The following is a 20,239-nucleotide window of genomic DNA, read 5'->3' on the forward strand; positions in this document are numbered from 1 at the left end:
ATCCGTCGACGAGGCACACCCGCATGGCCCGCATCATCGCCATCGCCAACCAGAAGGGTGGCGTCGGCAAGACCACGACCGCCGTCAACCTGGCCGCTTCCCTGGCCAACGCACCCAAGCGCGTGCTGTTGGTCGACCTGGACTCGCAGGGCAACGCGACCATGGGCAGCGGCGTGGACAAGCGTGAGCTGGCGGCCTCCACCTGCGATCTGCTGCTGGGCGAGAACAGCGCCGCCGATGTGCGCGTGCAGACCGCCGAAGGCTACGACCTGCTGCCGGGCAACATCGACCTGACCGCCGCCGAGATCCAGCTGATGGGCCAGAGCGAGCGCGAGCAGCGCCTGAAGCGCGCATTGGCGCCGATCCGCGACGAGTACGACTACATCCTGATCGATTGCCCGCCGGCGTTGTCGCTGCTGACGCTCAACGCGCTGGCCGCCGCCGATTCGGTGATCGTGCCGATGCAGTGCGAGTACTACGCACTGGAAGGCCTGAGTGCGCTGGTGGAAACCATCGAAGCGCTGCGCACCAGCCTGAACCCGGCGCTGGAGATCGAAGGCGTGCTGCGCACCATGTTCGACGTGCGCAACAACCTGGCCAACGCAGTGTCGGCCGAGCTCACCGAGCACTTCGGCGACCGCGTGTTCCGCACCATCGTGCCGCGCAACGTGCGCCTGGCCGAGGCGCCCAGCCATGGCCAGAGCATCGTCGGCTACGACCGCGCCTCGCGCGGTGGCGTGGCCTACCTGGGCCTGGCCGGCGAGATCATCCGCCGCAACAACGAACGCAACAAGGCCGCCAAGGCCGTGGAGACCGTCTGATGACCAGCAGCAAGCCGGCAGCCAAGAAGCGAGGCCTCGGCCGTGGCCTGGACGCGCTGCTGGGCCCGAAAGGCGCGGTCAGCCAGGTGCAGGCCACCGCTGCGGTGATCGAACCGCTGCCGGGTGAAGTGCTGCGCAAGTTGCCGGTCGGCCAGCTGCAGCCGGGCAAGTACCAGCCGCGCCGCGAGATGGACGAGGGCAAGCTTTCCGAGCTGGCCGACTCGATCAAGTCGCAGGGCGTGATCCAGCCGATCCTGGTGCGCCAGCTGCCGGCAGGCAACTACGAAATCGTCGCCGGTGAGCGCCGCTGGCGCGCATCGCAGCTGGCCGGCCTGGACGAAGTGCCGGTGGTGGTGCGCGAGCTGGAAGACCGCACCGTCATCGCGATGGCGCTGATCGAGAACATCCAGCGCGAAGACCTCAATCCGCTGGAAGAAGCCGAGGCGCTGCAGCGCCTGATCAGCGAGTTCACCCTGACCCATGCCGAGGCCGCCGAGGCCGTCGGCCGCTCGCGCGCGGCGGTGTCCAACCTGCTGCGCCTGCTGGAGCTGCCGGTGGCGATCCGGCTGCTGCTGGAAACCCGCCGCCTGGAAATGGGCCACGCCCGCGCGCTGCTGACCCTGGCTCCCGAGCTGGCTGGCAAGCTGGCGCAGGAAGCGGCCGATGAAGGCTGGTCGGTGCGCGAGGTCGAGCGCCGTGCGCAGGCCTTCGCCGCCGGCAAGGTGCCGAGCAACCGCCCGGTGGCGACGCCGAAGGTGCAGCAGGCCGACATCGCCTCGCTGGAAACCGAACTGTCCGAAGCACTGGGTGCCAAGGTGGCGATCAACCACGGCCGGGGCGGCAAGGGCAAGCTGATCATCCACTACACCGATCTGGATACCCTGGACGGCGTGCTGGAAAAGCTGCGTACGCGCCAGGGCTGAGCCCGGCGCAGCGCCAGGGGGTGCGGCCTGTTCCCGCCGCGTCCTGCAGATGACAGGGAACGCACCGCCGCGCGTGCCGGGGATGCACTGCTCTCCGGTCCGTGGCCTCATCCAGGGAACAGGACATGAGCAACGAATACGAGGACGTCAGCCCGGACGGCACCCAGATACTGGTACATCGCCGCGAAAAGGACTTCGTGCCCGCCATCGGCGAAGAACAGCACATCGAGGCGATCAGCGCCCACCTCGAACGCCATCTGGGCCCGGTGTCCGGTGTCTTCCACGAGATCATCTCCGACCTGGTGCACATCGACGTGCACGTGGTGCCGGCCAATGACCACTGCCCGTACCTGCGCCTGGTCACCTCCGGCATGAGCGACCTGCCGATGACCGTGCCCGCCGAGGTGGACGCGGACGTGCCGCGCTACATGGAACTGATGGTGACCCTGCCGGCCGACTGGCCGATCTCCCAGGACGCCTTCGAGGACGAGCGCAATTACTGGCCGGTGCGCCTGCTGAAGGGCATGGCGCGGTTGCCGCACGAGTACGACACCTGGCTGGGCTTCGGCCACACCATTCCCAACGGCCATCCCAGCGAGCCCTACGCGCCGGGCGTGGGTTTCGACGGTGCCATCGTGCTGTCGCCGGTGACCGCCCCGGAGGACTTCGCCACGCTGGCGCTGGAGGACGGCAGGACCATCAGCTTCATGAGCCTGGTTCCGCTGTACCCGGAAGAGATGGACCTGAAGCTGAGGAAGGGCGCCGAGGTGCTGCTCGACCGCTTCGATGCGAAGAACATCCAGGACGTGATCGAACCCGGCCGCACCAACGTGGCGAAGAAGCGTTTCGGTTTGTTCTGAGACCGGTAACATCAGGGGCCTGAACTTCGTTTCCAGGCCCCTGTCATGACCATCCTGCTCACCGGCGCTGCCGGCTTCATCGGTGCCTACACCGCCCGCGCGCTGCTGGAGGCCGGCCAGCCCGTGGTCGGCCTGGACAACTTCAACGACTACTATGACCCGCAGATCAAGCGCGACCGCGTGGCTGCGCTGTGCCCGGCGCTGGACCTGCGCACCCTGGACCTGACCGACCAGCAGGGCCTGGCGGCACTGTTCGACGAGGTGAAGCCGACTGCGGTGATCCACCTGGCCGCGCAGGCCGGCGTGCGCTATTCGCTGGAAAACCCGCACGCCTACGTCGACAGCAACCTGGTCGGCTTCGTCAACATGCTCGAACTGTGCCGTCACCGTGGCGTGCAGCACCTGGTGTATGCCTCCAGCAGCTCGGTCTACGGTGATTCGGCCACGCCGCCGTTCTCCGAGGACCAGCGCGTGGACCAGCCGCGCTCGCTGTACGCGGCGACCAAGGCGGCCAACGAGCTGATGGCCTACACCTACGCGCAGCTGTACGGCCTGCATGCCACCGGCCTGCGCTTCTTCACCGTGTATGGCCCGTGGGGCCGGCCGGACATGGCACCGCTGCTGTTCTCGCGTGCGGTGCTGGCCGGGCGGCCGATCGACGTGTTCAACGAGGGCCGCTTGCAGCGTGATTTCACACATGTCTCCGACATCGTGTCGGGTATCCTCGGCGCGCTCGCGCATCCGGCCGATGGTCCGGTACCGCACCGGGTGTTCAACCTCGGCAACCATACGCCGGTCGAGCTGGAGCGCTTCATCAGCGTGATCGAGCAGGCCGCCGGTCGCCCCGCGCAGAAGGTCTACAAGCCGATGCAGCCGGGCGACATGGTGCGCACGATGGCCGATACCCGGCGCGCTCATGACGCATTCGGCTTCGACGCGGTGACCCCGATCGAAGAAGGGTTGCCCCCCGTCGTGCAGTGGTGCCGCGAGTATTTTGGCGACCGCGCCTGAGGTCGGATCCTCACACAGCCGGATTCATCTTCGGATAACCTCGGCTTCGGAGAATGCGCGGTCTTTGTCCCCCTTTGGCCGAGTGCCTTATGAGCCAACCCGAGCTTTCCGTTGTCGTCCCGGTGTTCAACGAACGCGACAACGTCGCCCCGCTGGTTGCCGAAATCACCGCTGCACTGCGTGGCCGGCTGCCGTTCGAGATCATCTACATCGACGATCACTCGCGCGATGACACCCTGGCGGTGCTGCAGGGGCTGAAGGCGACCACGCCGGAACTGCGGGTGCTGCACCATGTGAACCAGAGCGGGCAGAGCACCGCCGTGCGCACCGGCGTCAAGCACGCACGTGCGCCGTGGATCGCGACCCTGGATGGCGATGGCCAGAACGATCCGGCCGACATTCCCAAGCTGCTGGCCGCGCGCGATGCCGCCGAGGCGCAGGTGAAGCTGTTCGCCGGCTGGCGGGTCAACCGCCAGGACAGCGGCAGCAAGCGCTGGGCCAGCAAGTGGGCCAACGCCATCCGCGCACGCATGCTGCGCGACGATACGCCCGATACCGGCTGCGGCATCAAGCTGTTCGAGCGCAGCGCGTTCCTCGACCTGCCGTACTTCGACCACATGCACCGCTACCTGCCCGCGCTGATGCAGCGTGCCGGCTGGAAGACCACCAGCGTGCCGGTCAACCACCGCCACCGTACCGCCGGCGTGTCCAAGTACAACAACCTGGGCCGTGCACTGGTCGGCATCCGTGACCTGCGCGGCGTGGCGTGGCTGATCACCCGCAGCAAGCGCACCGCAGTGGAGGAGCGTTGATGGATCTGGAGCTGCACTGGCTCGACCAGCCGCTGACCTGGTTGTACTGGACCGGCCTGCATGTGACCGGCTGGAAGCTGATCGGCTATACCGGCGCGCTGATGTTTGGCGGCCGCTGGCTGGTCCAGTTCATCGCGTCCAAGCGTGCGGGCAAGCCGGTGATCCCGCGCCTGTTCTGGTACATGAGCGTGGTCGGCAGCCTGATGACGCTGAGCTACTTCCTGTTCTCGGCCAAGCAGGACTCGGTGGGCGTGCTGCAGAACCTGTTCCCGGCGTTCACCGCGCTGTACAGCCTGCAGCTGGACATCAAGCACCGGGGCTGGAAGCGGGACAAGGCCAGTCACTGAGGCCCCGGGTTCGGATCCCCGACGCATCCACGCATGGCGTGGATCTACTGCATGTTCGGCGGCCGGTTCCCGGCCCTGCCTGCCGTGGGTAGAGTCGACTGTCAGTCGACTTTCGCGCGGAGCGCGGACTTTGCCACGTCTGGCGGAAGAGCAGCCGACTGACAGTCGGCTCTACCACGCGCCTTCGGCGCTGGGGCCCCGGCCTGCGGTCGGTTCCCGGTCCTGCCTGCTGCGCAGGCAGGACCTTCGTCCCATGCCACGGGCCGTGGGCGGTGCCATCATCGGGGTCTGCCTTCCCGGGAACCTGTGCTCGTGAAAACCCGTCTTGCCGTTGCCCTGCTGATTGCCCTGTCCGCGCCCGCCGTGGCCCTTGCCGTGCCGCCTGCCACCGCCGCACCGGCCAGCGTGGCCACCGAATCGCCCGCCGATGCCGCCTTCCGCGCGCTGTACGAGAAGGAATGGAAGTGGCGCCAGCAGGGCGGCGGCGAGGCCAGCGAAGACGAAGACGCGCCGGCCAATGCCACCCGCATGCCCGATGTCGGCCCGGCCGCGCAGCAGGCGCGCCTGAAGGTGTGGGACGAGACCCTCGCCGCGCTGAAGAAGATCGACCCGAAGACCCTGTCGCCCGACAACCAGGTCAACTACGCGATCTACCACGACCAGGTGTTCAACCTGGCCGAAGAGACGCGCCTGCGCGGCTACGAGATGCCGTTCAACGCCGACTCCTCGTTCTGGTCCAACCTGTCCTTCATGGCCCGGCGCGAGATGAAGACCGTGCAGGACTACCAGAACTACATCGCACGGCTGAACGATGTGCCGCGATACTTCGGCCAGCAGACCGAGAACATGCGTGCCGGCCTGAAGCGTGGCTTCAGCGTGCCGCGTGCCGTGCTCGATGGCCGCGAGGTCTCCATCGCCACCGTCGCCGAGCTGATGGATCCCACCGAGTCGCCGCTGTACGCGCCGTTCAAGAAACTGCCCAACAGCATTCCGGCCGCCGAGCAGGCCAGGCTGCAGGCGCAGGCGCGTGAAGCGATCAGCGGCAAGGTGGTGCCGGCGTTCCAGCAGCTGCGCACCTTCTTCGTCAACGAGTACGTGCCGCAGGCGCGCATCACCCTGGCCGCCGAAGCGATGCCTGATGGCAAGGCGTACTACAAGCAGCAGATCCACGAATACACCACGCTGGACCTGTCGCCGGACGAGATCCATCGCATCGGCCTGGATGAAGTCGCACGCATCCAGAAGGAAATGAACGACATCATCAAGCAGGTGAAGTTCAAGGGCAGCTTCGCCGAGTTCCTGACCTTCCTGCGTACCGATCCGCAGTTCTATGCCAGGACGCCGGAAGAGCTGCTGTCGCGTGCCGCGTGGATCTCCAAGCGGGCGGACGGCCAGCTCGGCAAGTACATGACGCTGCCGCGCGCGCGCTTCACCATCGTGCCGGTGCCGCCGGATATCGCGCCGTTCTGGACCGCCGGCCGTGGTGGCATGGGCACCTACTGGCTCAATACCTACAACCTGCCGTCGCGCCCGCTGTACAACCTGCCGGCACTGACGCTGCATGAGTCCGATCCGGGCCACGCGCTGCAGGGCGCCATTGCCGCCGAGCAGAAGAACCTGCCCGAGTTCCGCCGCAATGCCTACATCTCCGCCTATGGCGAAGGCTGGGCGCTGTACTGCGAGAAGCTGGGCGTGGAAATGGGCATCTACGAAACCCCGTACGAGGATTTCGGCCGCCTGACCTATGAGATGTGGCGCGCCGCGCGCCTGGTGATCGACACCGGCGTGCACAGCAAGGGCTGGACCCGCGAGCAGGCGCTGGCCTACCTGCGTGACCACACCGCGCTGAGCGAGCATGAAGTGACCACCGAAGTGGACCGCTACATTTCCTGGCCGGGCCAGGCACTGAGCTACAAGCTGGGCGAGATCGCCATCGTGCGCCTGCGCGCGCAGGCCGAGAAGGAACTGGGCGACAAGTTCGACATCAAGGGCTTCCACGACACCCTGCTCAAGCAGGGCTCGGTGCCGCTGCCGGTACTGGAGCAGCAGATCCAGGCCTACATCGCCGAGCGCAAGAAGGCCTGACCGTTAACGGGTAGTGCCGGCCGCTGGCCGGCAATCCGACCCGGTCACGGGGTCGGGTCCCTTTCCCACGGAAAGGGCTCCGACCCCCTCTCAGCTCACCCCACCGCCCGCGGCTTGGCCACCCGTGCAGCAAAGGTCGGCAGCACCAGCAGGGTCAGCACGGTGGCGGTGATCAGGCCACCGATCACCACCGTCGCCAGCGGCTTCTGCACTTCCGCACCGGAACCGCTGGCAATCGCCATCGGAATGAAGCCGACGATCGCCACCAGCGCGGTGGTCAGCACCGCGCGGATGCGGCTGGAGGCACCGTTGATCGCTGCCTGCAGCGGCAGGTCACCGGCATCCAGGCGCTCGCGGATCGCCTGCATCAGCACCAGGCCGTTCAACGTGGCCACGCCGGAGACGGCGATGAAGCCGACCGCCGCCGACACCGAGAACGGCATGCCCCGCAGCAGCAGTGCGAGGATGCCGCCGACGAGCGCCAACGGCACGCAGCTGAACACCAGAATGGCTTCCTTGCCGCTGCGCAGGGCCATGAACAGCAGGCTGCCGATCAGCAGGAACACCACCGGCACCACCGTCGCCAGCCGCTTCTCCGCGCGCTGCAGGTTCTCGAACTGGCCACCCCAGGTCAGGTAGGCACCCGGCGGCAGCGCCACGTCGGCCACCGCGGCCTGCGCCTCGCCGACGAAGCCGCCCAGGTCGCGACCGCGCACGTTGGCCTGCACCACCACGCGGCGGCTGCCGTTGTTGCGGCTGATCTGGTTCGGCCCTTCGCTTACCGTGATGCGGGCCACCGACGACAACGGAATCACCAGCCCCGATGGCGTGGCGATCGGCAGCGAGGCCAGCTGGTCCGGATCGTTGCGCGAGGCATCGTCCAGCCGCACCACCACGTTGAAGCGTCGATCACCTTCGAAGATCTTGCCCGCCGCGGTACCGCCGATGCCGGTGGACAGTGCATCACTCACGTCCGCGGCGGTCAGCCCGTACTGCGCTGCCGCCACGTGGTCGATCGCCACGTTCAGCGTGGGCAGGCCGGAGATCTGTTCCACCCGCACGTCGGCCGCGCCGTTCACCGCACGCAGCTTCAGCGCCACCTGGTCGGCCACCTTCTGCAGCTGGCTGAAGTCATCGCCGAAGATCATCACCGCCAGGTCGGTACGCACGCCGGAAATCAGCTCGTTGAAGCGCAGCTCGATCGGCTGGCTGAACTCGAAGCTGTTGCCCAGCTGCTGCCCGGCCAGTTTCTCGAAGCGCGCCACCAGTGCCTCCTTGTCCAGCTTCGGATCAGGCCAGTCCTTGCGCGGCTTCAGCACGATCACGCTGTCGGAGATGTTGGTCGGCATCGGGTCGATGGCCGCCTCGGCGGTACCGGTGCGCGAGAATACGGTTTCCACTTCCGGCTGCGTGGCGATCGCTTTCTCCAGCGCGAGCTGCATCGCCAGCGACTGCTCCAGTGAGGTCGACGGCACGCGCAGGGCCTGCATCGCCACGTTGCCTTCGTCCAGCGTCGGCATGAACTCGCGGCCCGGCAGCGAGAACGCGCCGATGCCCACCACCACCATCATCACCGCAGCTGCCAGCACCGTGCGCGGATGCGCCACGGCCTTGCGCACCACCGGTTCGATGCGTGCACGCAGCACGCGGATCAGCTTCGTCTCGTGCTCGCCATCTTCGGCATGCGTATCGCCGTCCTTCACCTTGGGCTCGCGCACCAGCAGCGCGGCCATCGCCGGCACGAAGGTGAAGGAGAAGATGAAGGCACCGACCAGGGCCAGCATGAAGGTGGCCGCCATCGGGTGGAACGTCTTGCCCTCCACGCCTTCCAGGGTGAGGATCGGCGCGAACACCAGCAGGATGATCAGCTGGCCGAACGCCGCCGGCCTCGCCATCTTCAGCGCCGAATCGGCGGCTACACGCAGGCGTTCCATCGCGGTCAGCGCACGGCCCAGTTCGGCGCGGCGCTGGCCCAGCATCAGCAGCGTCGACTCAACCACGATCACCGCACCGTCCACCAGGATGCCGAAGTCCAGCGCACCCAGGCTCATCAGGTTGCCGCTGATCCCGAAGCGGTTCATGCCGATCACTGCGAACAGGAACGACAGCGGAATCACCAGCGCGGTTATCGTCGCTGCGCGCAGGTTGCCCAGCAGCAGGAACAGCACCACCACCACCAGCAGCGCGCCCTCGGTGAGGTTCCTGGCCACGGTCTTGATGGTGGAATTGACCAGTACGCTGCGGTCCAGCACCGGTGCCGCCACGATGTCGGCCGGCAGCGACTTGTTCACCTGTTCAAGGCGCGCCGCAGCAGCCTGCGCCACGGTGCGGCTGTTGCCACCGGCAATCATCAGCGCGGTGCCGAGCACGGCTTCATGGCCGTTGCGGCTGGCTGCACCCAGGCGCGGCGCGCGGCTCAGTTCCACCGTGGCCACATCGGCCACGCGCACCACCACGCCATTGCGGGTCGCCACCGGCGCCTGTGCCAGGTCGTCGGTGGTCAGCGCCAGTCCGTCAGCACGTACCACCAGGCCTTCGCCGGCACGCTGCACGAAACCGGCACCGGCCTGCACGTTGGAACGCTGCAGGGCAGTGACCAGGTCGGCCAGGCCGAGGCCATGCGCGGCCAGCCTGGCGCTGTCCGGATGCACGCCGTATTCCTTGACGTAGCCGCCGACCGTATCGACACCGGCCAGCCCCGGGCTGGAACGCATCTGCGGCGCGATGATCCAGTCCTGCACGGTGCGCAGGTAGGTCGCACGTTCTTCGGGTGTACGCAGCAGGTTGCCTTCCGGCGTGCGGTAGACCTCGCCAGCCTGCCAGCCGGCTTCACCCGGCTTGGCCAGCCTGGCCGGATCGAACGTGGTGAAGTCCACGGTCCACATCAGCACTTCGCCGAGGCCGGTGGTAACCGGCGACAGCATCGGCGACGCGCCATCGGGCAAGTCTTCCGATGCCTCGCGCATGCGTTCGGCCACCTGCTGGCGCGCGAAGTAGATGTCGGTCGCATCGGTGAAGATCGCGGTGACCTGCGAGAAGCCATTGCGCGACAGTGAACGCGTGGTGGTCAGGCCGGGAATGCCGGCCAGCGCGGTTTCCAGCGGATAGGTCACCTGCCGCTCGATCTGCTCCGGGGTCAGCGCCGGTGCCACCGTGTTGATCTGCACCTGTCGGTTGGTGATGTCCGGCACCGCGTCGATCGGCAGCTTGCCCAGCTGGAACAGGCCCACCGCAGCAATCAGCGCCGCCATGAACACCACCAGCCAGCGGTGGCGCACCGCTGTTTCAATGATCAGCTTGAACATGGTCGCCTCCTCAGTGGCCGTGCTCGGCTTCGCCCTTGGCCAGTTCGGCCTTGAGCAGGAAGGCGTTGCTGCCAACGATGCGCTCGCTGCCGGTCAGGCCACCGAGGATCTCGATGCGGTCACCGGCACGACGGCCAGCCAGGACCGGCTGCGCCTTGAAGCCACCTTCGACGGCAACGAACACCGCGCTGCTGCCATCGACGTTCTGCACCGCATCGGCCGGGACGCTGAGCGAGCCGTCCTGGCCTTCGGTGACCACTACGGCCGATACCGGCGAACCGGCCGGCGGCAGCGACGCATCCACCGGCGTGGCACGGATGACCGCGACGCCGCCCTGCTGGCGCACATCGGCGGCCGAACCGGTGACGGTGGCGGTGAAGCTGCCACCCGGCACGCTGACTTCCAGCTTCATGCCGGGCGTGACCTGCGCGGCCAGCGCGGGCGGTGCGGTGAACACCAGCTCGTTCATCGTCGGGTCGGCGACATCGGCGACTGCACTGCCGGCGGCGACCACGCCGCCCGGCGTGACCTGCACGTTGCCGACGATGCCGGCCACCGGGCTGGTGATGCGCACGCGACCGCTGGCATCGGGCGCACCGTTGGCGGCGGCCTGGGCCTGCGCGGCAGCAGCTTGGGCCTGTGCTGCCAGCGAACGTGCGCGAGAGGCTTCCATCTCCTGGCGGGCGACCACGCCCTGGTCGACCAGCGCCTTGTCGCGGCCATAGGCCAGACGCGCGGCCTCGGCTTCGGCCGCTGCGGCCAGCGCATTGGCGCGGAACACCGCCGCTTCGCCGCTGACCACGATCGCCAGCGCCTGGTTCTGCTTCACCGCGGTGCCCGGCGCGACCAGCACGCGCTCGACGCGGCCGGTCACCGTGGAGGCCACCGACGCGCGTGCGCCGACCGACGGTTCGACCCGGCCGGACAGGCGCGTGGAACCACCGCCACCGCGACCGATCGCGACCACTTCAATACCGGAGGCCTTGATCTGCTCCGGGGTCAGCTGCACCACGCCTTCGTCGGCGTCAGCAGGCGCCTTCGCGGTTTCTGCCTTGGCATCCTTGCTGCCGGCGGCATGGCCGTGGCCATCGTCGGTGCCGGCCTTGGCCGCAGCGGGGTTTTCATTGGCAGGCGTCTGCGCGTTGCCGGCGCAGCCAGCCAGCAGGACGGTCAGCAGCACGCCGCCGATCAGCGGGAAAGTACGGGAGAGAGTCATGGAGCCTCCACAAAGGGTGCGCGCCCTTCCAGGCGGGCAAGATCGATTTCCGCGGCGACGCGCGACAGGCGCGCATCCACGGCGGTGCCGCGGGCGGCGATGAGGGCGCTGCGCGTGCTGCGCAGTTCCAGCTGCGAGATGCGTCCGGCGTCGAAGCCAATGCGGGCCAAGCGATACGCCTCTTCGGCGGCGACCACGCTTTCATCGGCGGCGCGGGTACGGCTACTGGCGGCCTTCAACCCGGCCACCGCAGAGAGGCGCTCGGCCTCGCTGTCGCGGCGCTGCTGGTCCAGGCGTGCTTCGGCCGCGCGCTGGTCGGCATTGGCGGCGCGGATGCCACCGCGGTTGCGGTCGAACAGCGGGATGCTGAGGCTGACCCCGAGGTTGTAGGCGCGCTCGCCGCCTTCGCGGAAGCGGGTCTGCGCGGCGGTGACACTGAGGTCGGGCAGGGCGCGCTTGCGTTCCACCTCAACCAGCTTGCCCGCCGCATCGGCTTCGGCTTCGGCAATGCGCACCGCCAGCGCCACGTCGGTGGCACCGCGCGGCAGCGGCGGCGCACGGTCGAGCAGGCTGTCGTTGATCGACTGCACCGGTGCATCCAGCAGTGCAGCACCGGCCAGGCGGGCCAGCGCGGCATCGCGGAAGGCCTGCGCTTCATCCAGCGCGGCGCTGGCGTTGGCCACTTCGCTCTGTGCCTGCACCGCGCGCAGCTGTGGTTCGCGGCCCTGCTTGACCATGGCGTTGACGGCGTTGGCGTCATCGCGGATCAGTGACAGTGCTTCTTCGGCCAGGGTGTAACGGCGCAGTGCACTTTCCGCCTGCGCATAGACCGCCGCCAGCTGGCTGGCCACGTCGCTGCGGCTTTGGGCGCCACGCAGGTTGGCGGCCTGTGCCTCGGCACGGGCGGCGCGCACGCGCGCGCCACGCTGGCCCCAGACCTCCAGCGGCTGGGACAGGGTGAGCACGGTGTCGGCCTTGCCCATGCCGCCATAGGAGCCGGTGCCCCAGGCGTTCTCGGCGGAGTAGGAGAGGGAAGGGTTGGGCAACGCACGGGCCTGGTCGGCGCGCGCGTCGGCGGCCTCGGCCAGCGCCGTACCGACGCGGGTACCGGGCAGCTGGTCCAGGCGTTCAAGCAGGGTGTCGTAGGAGGGGGCGGCTTGCGCCGACGCCTGCATTGCCGGGGCCAGGCCCAGCAACACGGCGACGACCAGCCCGGCCGCATGCAGCGGCCGACGTGTCAGGGTCGACATAGGGGGATTCCGGTTGTGAGTGAAACGGGAGCCCGCAATCGCGGGACGCGCTCAACTCACGCCCGGGGTGGACGCGTCAATTCATCCTGGGCGACTGCATAGGTCGCCGCATCGCCCGCACTCATCCAGCGCGCCGGCAGGGGCGCCCCGAAGGCGGCGATCGTGTGCGCCGGCAGGCTCAGGTTGGAGTGGTGGCAGTGGTTGTGGCCACAGGCACCAACATGCTTGCCGTCGGTATCGCCATCGGCATCCGGTGCGGACTCCACATGCACCGTGCTGGCATGCGGTTCCACCGTGCACGCCAGGGCATCGGCCACCGGCACGACCACGAATGCCGCCATCAGCAGCATCAGCAGGTACGAGCGAAGGTGGCGGGAGATCCGGCGCATGGAGGGGAGGCTAGCAAGCGGTTTTCGCCGGATACAATATCAATGGCCGCTTCGGGAATACGTCGGAATCTCCCGTTCAGGTGGACGGCCTGGGGGCATCCTGCCCTGGTGGGTGCGGACTTCCTGCCTTGGTGGGTGTCGACCTTGGTCGACACGCTTTTCGACCCCACCGCGTTGCCGGCCAGCGGCCGGCACTACCCGTATCACGGCAGCTTCGCGATCACCTTGATCTCGAACTGGAATCCATACAGCCAGGTCACGCCGATGCCGGTCAGGGTCGGGTGCGGCGCCTCGCCCCAGTACTCGGGCACGATCGCCCAGGCCTTCTCAAAGTTCTTCTCTGGATCGACCAGGAACACGGTCACGTCGATCACGTCATCGAACGTGCAGCCGGCGGCGGCTAGCACCGCATTGAGATTCTCGAACGCGCGGCGCACTTGGGTTTCGAAATCCGGCTCGGGCGAGCCGTCCTCGCGGCTGCCGACCTGGCCGGAGACGAACAGGAAGCCATTGGATCGGATCGCCGGCGAGTAGCGGTTGCGCTCGTACAGGGCCTGGCGGCCGGCGGGGAAAACGACATCACGCTGTGACATGGGGAAGATCCCGTGGGAGAGAACGCCATCCTCCGCGCCAGTGCTGTCTGGATAAACCGCGATGATCAGCCTAGATTGATTGCCAATTCCAAACAATCATGGCCCGCCATGGACCGTTTCGAGGCGATGCGGGCGTTTGCCCGGGTTGTGGAAACCGGCAGCTTCACCCGCGCCGCGCACACGCTGCAGATCAGCCGCACCACGGTCACCCAGCTGGTGCAGCAGCTGGAGGCACACCTGCGGCTGCGCCTGCTCAACCGCACCACGCGCCGGGTCAGCGTCACCGCCGACGGCGCGGCCTACTACCCGCGCATCGCCCGCCTGCTGGCCGAGCTGGAAGAAGTGGAGGGCGGGCTGGGCGACGCGGCCACCCACCCACGCGGGCGGCTGCGCGTGGATGTGCCCGGGCCGTACGCGCGGTTGCGGCTGGTGCCGGCGTTGCCGGATTTCCAGGCGCGCTACCCGGAGATCCAGCTGGACATCGGCGTCAGCGACCGCGAGGTCGACGTCATCGCCGACAACGTCGATTGCGTGATCCGGGGTGGCACCCCGACCGACCCGGCACTGGTGGCGCGACCGCTCGGCGCCCTGCCGATCGGTTTCCACGCCAGCCCCGGCTATGTGCAGCGTTTCGGCCTGCCGACCGATCCGCGCGCGCTGGAAGGACGCGACCACCACATGGTCGGCTTCCTCAGCCCGCGCAGTGGCCGCGCACGCGTGTTCGTTGCACAGCGCGGCGATGAGCGCGTTGAGGTGCAGGGCCGCTATACGGTCGGCTTCGATGATGGAAACGCCTATCTGGCCGCTGCGTTGGCGGGGCTGGGCGTGGTGGCGCTGCCCAGCTACATGGCCGAGCCGCACGTGGCGCGCGGCGAGCTGCTGCCGGTGCTGCAGGACTGGCAGCTGCCGCCGATGCCGATGCATGTGATGTTCCCGCCGAACCGGCACATGAGCCAGCGGCTGCGGGTGTTCATCGATTGGGTGGTGGAGGCGCAGGGGTGACACACACCGGGCGTGCGAAAATCACCACAGCACGCAACAGGAAACAGCCTCACGCATGAGCCGCATCGTCGCACTGGATACCGAAACCACCGGCATCTCCCACCGCCTGGGGCACCGGGTGATCGAAATCGGTGCCGTCGAACTGATCGATGGCCAGCTCACCGGCCGCCAGTTTCACACCTACCTGCAGCCGCAGCGCAAGGTGGATTGGGGCGCACAGCGCGTGCACGGCATCAGCGATGCGATGCTGGTGGGCAAGCCGCTGTTCTCCAGCAAGGCGGCCGAACTGCTGGAGTTCCTGCGCGGCAGCGAGATGGTCGCGCACAACGCTACCTTCGATGTGGGTTTCCTGGACAACGAGCTGCGCCTGTCCGGCATCCCCGGCACGCTGGCCCAGCACTGCCGCATCACCTGCAGCCTGAAGCTTGCGCGGGGACGCTGGCCGGGTCAGGGCAACAAGCTGGATGATGTGCTGCAGCGCCTGCGCATTCCCAGCCAGCGCGGCCTGCATGGCGCGTTGAAGGATGCGCACCTGCTGGCGCAGGTGATTCCGCACCTGCGCTGAGGCCTGGCCGCTGTCACACCGGCCGCAACCATCGCTCGATCATTGCAACGCCACAGGCCACCCCGTCCTCATGGCGCATCGCCACGCCCAGGGCCGCCGCGCGTGCGCGTGTTGCGTCGGTTTCAACGAAGGTGATGGCTGCCGCCAGCGTTGCTGCGTCCAGCCGCTTCGGTGACAACGGTGCCGGTGCCACGCCCAACCGATACAGACGATCAGCCCAGAAGAACTGATCGGCGGCGAACGGCATCACCAGCGAAGGAACACCGGCGCGGCAGGCCGAATGCGTGGTGCCGCTGCCACCGTGATGGATGGCGAATGCGCAACGCGGGAACAGCGCTTCGTGTGGAGTCGGCCCCAGTACGAAGACCGAATCGGGCAAGCGCATCGCAGGCAGTCCCACCCAGCCAGGAAACAGCAGCACCCGGCGTGGCGCCAGCGCCTGCAGCAGGGCCGGCAACACGCGCTCGCGATCAAAGCCGGTCATGCTGCCGAAGCCCAGATACACCGGCGCCGGGCCGGCATCGAGGAAGGCCTGCAGATCGGCCGGGGGTATCCAGGGCGCATCAGGAAGGCGCCATTGGCCACAGACGATGTGGTCGGCCGGCCAATCCGCCGGTGGCGGCAGCAGCTGCGGCGAGATGCCATAGAGCATCGGCAGGCCGGGCCACAGCGAGCGGCGCGGCGATTGCCCCAGCTGCTTGCGGGCTGCGTTGATCGGCCGACGGAACTGGCGCCAGATCAGGCCGTTGACCAGCCCATAGCTGGCGCGGTTCAACCAGCCCGGCGAGCGTCCCGGTGGCAGGAACGGAGAGCGGAAGGCCCGCGTCGGGGTCAGCGGGATCATGCCGGTGCCGATGACCGGCAGTCCGCGGCGTTCGCCCACGCTCATGCCGACAAAGGCCGCCAGGCCACCGGTCAGAATCGCATCGCAGCCTTCGGCAGCGGCATCGGCCTGGCGCATCCAGCCCCTGACATGCTGCAGCGCCATCCGTGCCAGCCCGCTACTGGCGGCGGCAACACCGTTGCCACGCGAGACCAGCGCGATCACTTCGTCATGGATGTCACCTTCAAGAGCTGCATGGGGCACATCCAGTGCCTGCGCGCTGCCCAGGGTGCCGCCATCGGCAAGCAGTGTCACCTCGTGGCCTGCGCCGATCAGCCCATGGCAGAGCATGGCCAGGGGACGCGTATCGCCTTCGGTTCCGTAGGTCAGGGCCAGCAGCCGCATGGAAAGCTCCGCAGTGAACCGGAGCAGTATGCCGGTTGGCGGGCTCCCTGCCCTGCCGGTTCAGCCGCAGCCTGTGGGTAACTTGCGCAAGTGCTTGAACCCGTGCATAATGCGCGGCTCGCTGTGTCCGGTTTTCTACCGGGCGGCGCCCCCGGGAGCACGTCCCCGGCCGCCCAACGCCAGCGTAACCCTTTGATTCTCTTGACGTGTGGTGGGCAACCATCGAGGCCGCCGTCTCCCGGGCTACGGGCTGACAACTACTACTATCGAGGTGCGCAATGTCCCGCGTATGCCAGGTTTCCGGCAAGCGAGTGCAGACGGGTAACAACGTCTCGCACGCCAACAACAAGACCCGTCGTCGTTTCCTGCCGAATCTGCACGAGCGCCGTTTCTGGGTGGCCAGCGAGAACCGCTGGGTCAAGCTTCGTGTTTCCGCGCATGCACTGCGCACCATCGACAAGAACGGCATTGATTCCGTTCTGGCTGAGCTGCGTGCGCGCGGCGAAAAGGTCTGAGGAGTAAAGCATCATGGCAGGCAAGCGCGATAAGGTCCGTATGATTTCCTCGGCCGGTACCGGCCACTTCTACACGACCGACAAGAACAAGAAGAACACCCCGGGGAAGATGGAATTCCTGAAGTACGATCCGGTCGTGCGCAAGCACGTCCTGTACAAGGAAGGCAAGATCAAGTAATCCGCAAGGATTGCTGGTCCCCGCGAAGAAACCCGCCCTTGTGGCGGGTTTTTTCATGCCCGGCATTCCAGGGCGGCTGCCGGCTGCTCCGCCATTGCCGTGGTGGGTGCCGACCGTTGGTCGGCACGCTGTCCGCCCGGTAGGTGCCAACCTTGGTTGGCACGCTGCTTCAACGCAGTCGAGCGCGGCTCGACTCTACAAGGGCCGGTGGGCAGAATGGCCCATCACCTCCCGACGGGCGACACGATGCTGTTCGAGTGGTTGCTGGGTTCCTACCTGCTGCTGATCGACTGGCTGATCCGGCTGGTCGCGCTGTGCTGGATTCCCACCCGCACCACGCCCGGCGCGGCGCGCAGCTGGCTGCTGCTGGTCGGCTTCGTACCGCTGCTGGGCCTGCCGCTGTACCTGCTGTTCGGCCATCCGTGGCTGTCGCGCGAGCGCATCCGCCGCCAGGCGGAGGCCTCGCAGGTGATCCGTGAGGAGCAGGCGCTGCAGCATCGCCTGCGCTGGACCCCACAGCCCGACACCGCCAGCGCCGAGATCGTGCCGTTGGTGCAGCGCCAAGGCGATTTCATGCCGGTACACGGCAACGCCGTCGATCTGCTGACCGACTACGACGAGTCGCTGCACACGCTGATCGCCGACATCGACCAGGCCGAAGACCGCGTGCACCTGCTGTACTACCTGATGTTCGACGACGCGGTCGGCGAGGCCATTGTCGAGGCCTTGCAGCGTGCCGCCGCGCGTGGCGTGCAGTGCCGCGTGCTGCTCGATGCGGTGGGCGCCAAGCGTGGCCTGCGCGCCTATCGCAAGCGCCTGCAGGCGCGCGACATCGAAGTGCGCGCGATGCTGCCCGGTGGCCTGCGCTGGCGTCGCAGCGGACGCATGGACCTGCGCAACCACCGCAAGATCGCGGTGATCGACAACGAAGTGGCCTATGTCGGTTCGCAGAACCTGGCGGGCCCGCAGTTCGTGCCGGGCCACCCGAACCGCGAACTGGTGGCGCGCGTGCGCGGCCCGGCGGTGGCGCACCTGGAAGCCGTATTCGCCAGCGACTGGTACATGGAGACCGGCCAGCGCCTGGATGTGATCACCGATGTGCCCGAATGCGGCGACGACATCGCCACCCAGCTGCTGCCCAGCGGCCCGGCCTACCCGTACAGCAACGCGCGCGACGCGGTAGCCGCGCTGATCCACCTGGCGCGACGCCGGCTGGTGATGGTCACCCCGTACTTCGTACCTGACGAAGCCACACTGAGTGCGCTGCGTATCGCCGCATTGTCCGGCGTGCAGGTGCAGCTGATCCTGTCTGCCAGCAACAACCAGCGGTTGACGTCGTGGGCGCAGGAGGCCTACTACGATGAACTGCTGCGCTGTGGCGTGCGCATCGCGCTGTACGAGCCGCAGTTCCTGCACGCCAAGCACATGAGCGTGGATGAGGACATCGCCGTGCTCGGCTCCATCAACATGGATATCCGCTCGTTCGCGCTGAATGCCGAGATCGGCCTGATCTGCTACGACCGCGCGCTGGTGCAGCAGCTGTGCGCGATCGAGGATGGCTACCTGCGCGAGTCGCGGCAGCTGGACCTGCAGCAGTGGCGCAGCCGCCCTGCGTGGCGGCGCAGCCGCGAAGGTATTGCACGGCTGGCCGATGCGTTGATGTGAAGCAATGCCGGCCGCCCATTCCGGCAATCCGGCCCGTCATCGCCGATGGCCTACAATCGGCACATGACTGATTCACCGCGTAATGGCGAACTGGACCTGGCGATCATCGGTGGTGGTGCGGCCGGGGTGCTGGTGGCGATCCAGGTATTGCGCCAGGCGAATGCGCCGCTGGCGCTGGCCATCTTCGAACCCGCCTCGCAGCTGGCCCAGGGTATCGCCTATGCCACGCCGTGGCCGGAGCACCTGCTGAACGTGCCGGCGGCGAAGATGAGTGCGTTTGCCGACCAGCCCGGCGATTTCCTCGACTACCTGATGGCCGCCAATGCCTACCCGGGCGAGGCGCGCGAGGTGCTGGGCGAGCGCTATGTGTGCCGCCACTACTTTGCTGCCTACCTGCAGCAGCGCCTGCAGGAGGCCGCTGCGACCAGCCCGGCACAGCTGCAGGTGCTCGCGCAGCCGGTGCTGGGCCTGCAGCCGGATGACCATGGCTACCAGCTGACACTCGGCGATGGCAGCACGCTGCACGCCGCGCAGGCGGTGCTGGCCACCGGCAACAGCATGCGACCGCTGCCGGTAGCCGGTGCCGAGGCGCTGCCCGCCGATGACGTGATCGAGGCCTGGGACTACGACGGCGTGCGCACCCTGGCCGGCGAGCAGGCCGTGGCCATCGTCGGCTCCGGCCTGAGCATGGCCGACACCGTGCTGGCATTGGTCGCTGCCGGCCACACCGGCCCGCTGCACGTGATCTCGCGCCACGGCCTGCTGCCGTTGCCGCATGCGCACGGCGGCCTGCCCACGTTCGACCCGGCCACGCTGTTGCCGATGAACCTGCGCCAGCGCCTGCGCGCGTTGCGTGGGTTCGCACGCCAGGCACAGGCCGACGGCCTGCCGTGGCAGGGCGTGATGGACCGTATCCGTCCGCACGGGCAGGCGCTGTGGTGCAGCCTCGACGCGGCCGACCAGCGCCGCTTCCTGCGCCATGTGGTGCGCTACTGGGACGTGCATCGCCACCGCATCGCCGAAGAGGTCGACGCACAGCTGCAGGCGCTGATCGAAAGCGGCCAACTGCGTGTTCACCGGTCCCGCCTGCAACGCGTCGGCCGCGAAGGCGGTGCCCTGCGGCTGTCGGGTCACGATGCCACCGGCAATGAACAGCAGTGGACGATCAGCGGCGTGATCAACGCTACCGGCGTGGAAACCCGCGCCAGTGCGCTGCGCAACCCGCTGCTGCAGCAGCTGCAGGCCGATGGGCTGGCCCGCCCCGGCCCGCATGGGTTGGGCCTGGACAGCACGGTGCCGGGCGACCGCCTGTGTGCTGCCGGGGGCCAGCCGCAGGCACGGCTGGGCGTGCTCGGCAGCCTGCGCATCGGCAGCCTGTGGGAAAGCCTGGCGGTGCCTGAACTGCGTCAGCAGGCGCAGGCACTGGCCACCCAGGTGGTCGCAGGAGCCGCGACGGCGATGCCGTAAAATGGGG

Annotated in this window: 19 protein-coding genes; 13 read left to right on the top strand and 6 right to left on the bottom strand. The window is 67.9% G+C overall.

Translation table 11 applies throughout. The features are described 5' to 3' along the window. Positions 1–23 precede the first annotated feature (23 nt). The 7 genes from AC5P8Y_RS17530 to AC5P8Y_RS17560 all read left to right on the top strand — a co-directional run bounded on the left by AC5P8Y_RS17530 (position 24) and on the right by AC5P8Y_RS17560 (position 6,859). Positions 24–821, top strand: coding sequence for a ParA family protein (locus AC5P8Y_RS17530; protein ID WP_005411653.1), 798 nt, complete (start codon positions 24–26; stop codon positions 819–821). Beyond that, on the top strand, positions 821–1,744 hold the full coding sequence (locus tag AC5P8Y_RS17535; RefSeq protein WP_033835350.1) for a ParB/RepB/Spo0J family partition protein: 924 nt from the start codon (positions 821–823) through the stop codon (positions 1,742–1,744). The genes AC5P8Y_RS17530 and AC5P8Y_RS17535 overlap by 1 nt, the downstream gene beginning before the upstream one ends. A gap of 125 nt (positions 1,745–1,869) precedes the next feature. After that, positions 1,870–2,604 (top strand): suppressor of fused domain protein, encoded by a 735-nt coding sequence (locus AC5P8Y_RS17540; protein ID WP_024957791.1) that lies wholly within the window; start codon positions 1,870–1,872, stop codon positions 2,602–2,604. 45 nt (positions 2,605–2,649) lie between these two features. Continuing rightward, positions 2,650–3,615, top strand: coding sequence for an NAD-dependent epimerase/dehydratase family protein (locus AC5P8Y_RS17545; protein WP_495202103.1), 966 nt, complete (start codon positions 2,650–2,652; stop codon positions 3,613–3,615). 89 nt (positions 3,616–3,704) lie between these two features. Continuing rightward, positions 3,705–4,427, top strand: a complete 723-nt coding sequence (locus AC5P8Y_RS17550; protein WP_033835348.1) for a glycosyltransferase family 2 protein — start codon at positions 3,705–3,707, stop codon at positions 4,425–4,427. Continuing rightward, positions 4,427–4,774, top strand: a complete 348-nt coding sequence (locus tag AC5P8Y_RS17555) for a lipid-A-disaccharide synthase N-terminal domain-containing protein (RefSeq protein WP_005414908.1) — start codon at positions 4,427–4,429, stop codon at positions 4,772–4,774. Before AC5P8Y_RS17550 ends, AC5P8Y_RS17555 begins: the two co-directional genes overlap by 1 nt. Positions 4,775–5,086: 312 nt before the next feature. Continuing rightward, positions 5,087–6,859, top strand: a complete 1,773-nt coding sequence (locus AC5P8Y_RS17560) for a DUF885 domain-containing protein (protein WP_495202104.1) — start codon at positions 5,087–5,089, stop codon at positions 6,857–6,859. Positions 6,860–6,954: 95 nt separating this feature from the next. On the opposite strand, the gene AC5P8Y_RS17565 is transcribed toward AC5P8Y_RS17560, so the two are convergent. From AC5P8Y_RS17565 to AC5P8Y_RS17585, 5 genes are all read right to left on the bottom strand, one after another. Next, positions 6,955–10,164, bottom strand: a complete 3,210-nt coding sequence (locus tag AC5P8Y_RS17565; protein WP_495202105.1) for an efflux RND transporter permease subunit — start codon at positions 10,162–10,164, stop codon at positions 6,955–6,957. A gap of 10 nt (positions 10,165–10,174) precedes the next feature. Next, entirely contained in the window at positions 10,175–11,380 is a 1,206-nt protein-coding gene (locus tag AC5P8Y_RS17570) for an efflux RND transporter periplasmic adaptor subunit (protein ID WP_049403626.1), read from the bottom strand. Beyond that, the gene (locus AC5P8Y_RS17575; protein ID WP_049403627.1) at positions 11,377–12,630 is read right to left on the bottom strand and encodes a TolC family protein; all 1,254 of its coding nucleotides are present in this window, start codon (positions 12,628–12,630) and stop codon (positions 11,377–11,379) included. The genes AC5P8Y_RS17570 and AC5P8Y_RS17575 overlap by 4 nt, the downstream gene beginning before the upstream one ends. A 56-nt stretch (positions 12,631–12,686) precedes the next feature. Further along, positions 12,687–13,019, bottom strand: coding sequence for a hypothetical protein (locus tag AC5P8Y_RS17580; RefSeq protein ID WP_049403628.1), 333 nt, complete (start codon positions 13,017–13,019; stop codon positions 12,687–12,689). Between the two features lie 203 nt (positions 13,020–13,222). Then, a complete protein-coding gene (locus tag AC5P8Y_RS17585; RefSeq protein ID WP_014648873.1) occupies positions 13,223–13,612 on the bottom strand; it encodes a RidA family protein in 390 nt (129 codons plus the stop codon). Positions 13,613–13,720: 108 nt separating this feature from the next. Here AC5P8Y_RS17585 and AC5P8Y_RS17590 point away from each other — a divergent pair, with 108 nt between their 5' ends. Both AC5P8Y_RS17590 and dnaQ read left to right on the top strand, forming a co-directional pair. Continuing rightward, the gene (locus AC5P8Y_RS17590) at positions 13,721–14,614 is read left to right on the top strand and encodes a LysR family transcriptional regulator (protein ID WP_111109172.1); all 894 of its coding nucleotides are present in this window, start codon (positions 13,721–13,723) and stop codon (positions 14,612–14,614) included. A 55-nt stretch (positions 14,615–14,669) separates the two neighbouring features. Beyond that, a complete protein-coding gene (gene dnaQ / locus AC5P8Y_RS17595) occupies positions 14,670–15,179 on the top strand; it encodes a DNA polymerase III subunit epsilon (protein ID WP_005411640.1) in 510 nt (169 codons plus the stop codon). 13 nt (positions 15,180–15,192) lie between these two features. Here dnaQ and AC5P8Y_RS17600 read toward each other — a convergent pair whose 3' ends face one another. Beyond that, positions 15,193–16,407 (bottom strand): glycosyltransferase, encoded by a 1,215-nt coding sequence (locus AC5P8Y_RS17600; RefSeq protein ID WP_111109173.1) that lies wholly within the window; start codon positions 16,405–16,407, stop codon positions 15,193–15,195. Between the two features lie 278 nt (positions 16,408–16,685). On the opposite strand from AC5P8Y_RS17600, the gene rpmB reads away from it, so the two are divergent. From rpmB to AC5P8Y_RS17620, 4 genes are all read left to right on the top strand, one after another. Then, entirely contained in the window at positions 16,686–16,922 is a 237-nt protein-coding gene (gene rpmB / locus AC5P8Y_RS17605) for a 50S ribosomal protein L28 (RefSeq protein ID WP_005411638.1), read from the top strand. 10 nt (positions 16,923–16,932) lie between these two features. Beyond that, on the top strand, positions 16,933–17,100 hold the full coding sequence (gene rpmG / locus AC5P8Y_RS17610; protein ID WP_169411268.1) for a 50S ribosomal protein L33: 168 nt from the start codon (positions 16,933–16,935) through the stop codon (positions 17,098–17,100). Between the two features lie 246 nt (positions 17,101–17,346). Then, on the top strand, positions 17,347–18,765 hold the full coding sequence (gene cls, locus AC5P8Y_RS17615; RefSeq protein ID WP_049403632.1) for a cardiolipin synthase: 1,419 nt from the start codon (positions 17,347–17,349) through the stop codon (positions 18,763–18,765). A gap of 45 nt (positions 18,766–18,810) precedes the next feature. Further along, on the top strand, positions 18,811–20,232 hold the full coding sequence (locus AC5P8Y_RS17620) for an FAD/NAD(P)-binding protein (protein ID WP_495202106.1): 1,422 nt from the start codon (positions 18,811–18,813) through the stop codon (positions 20,230–20,232). Positions 20,233–20,239 lie beyond the last annotated feature (7 nt).

It is taken from the genome of Stenotrophomonas sp. YJH_SMC_12-1, assembly GCF_059370935.1.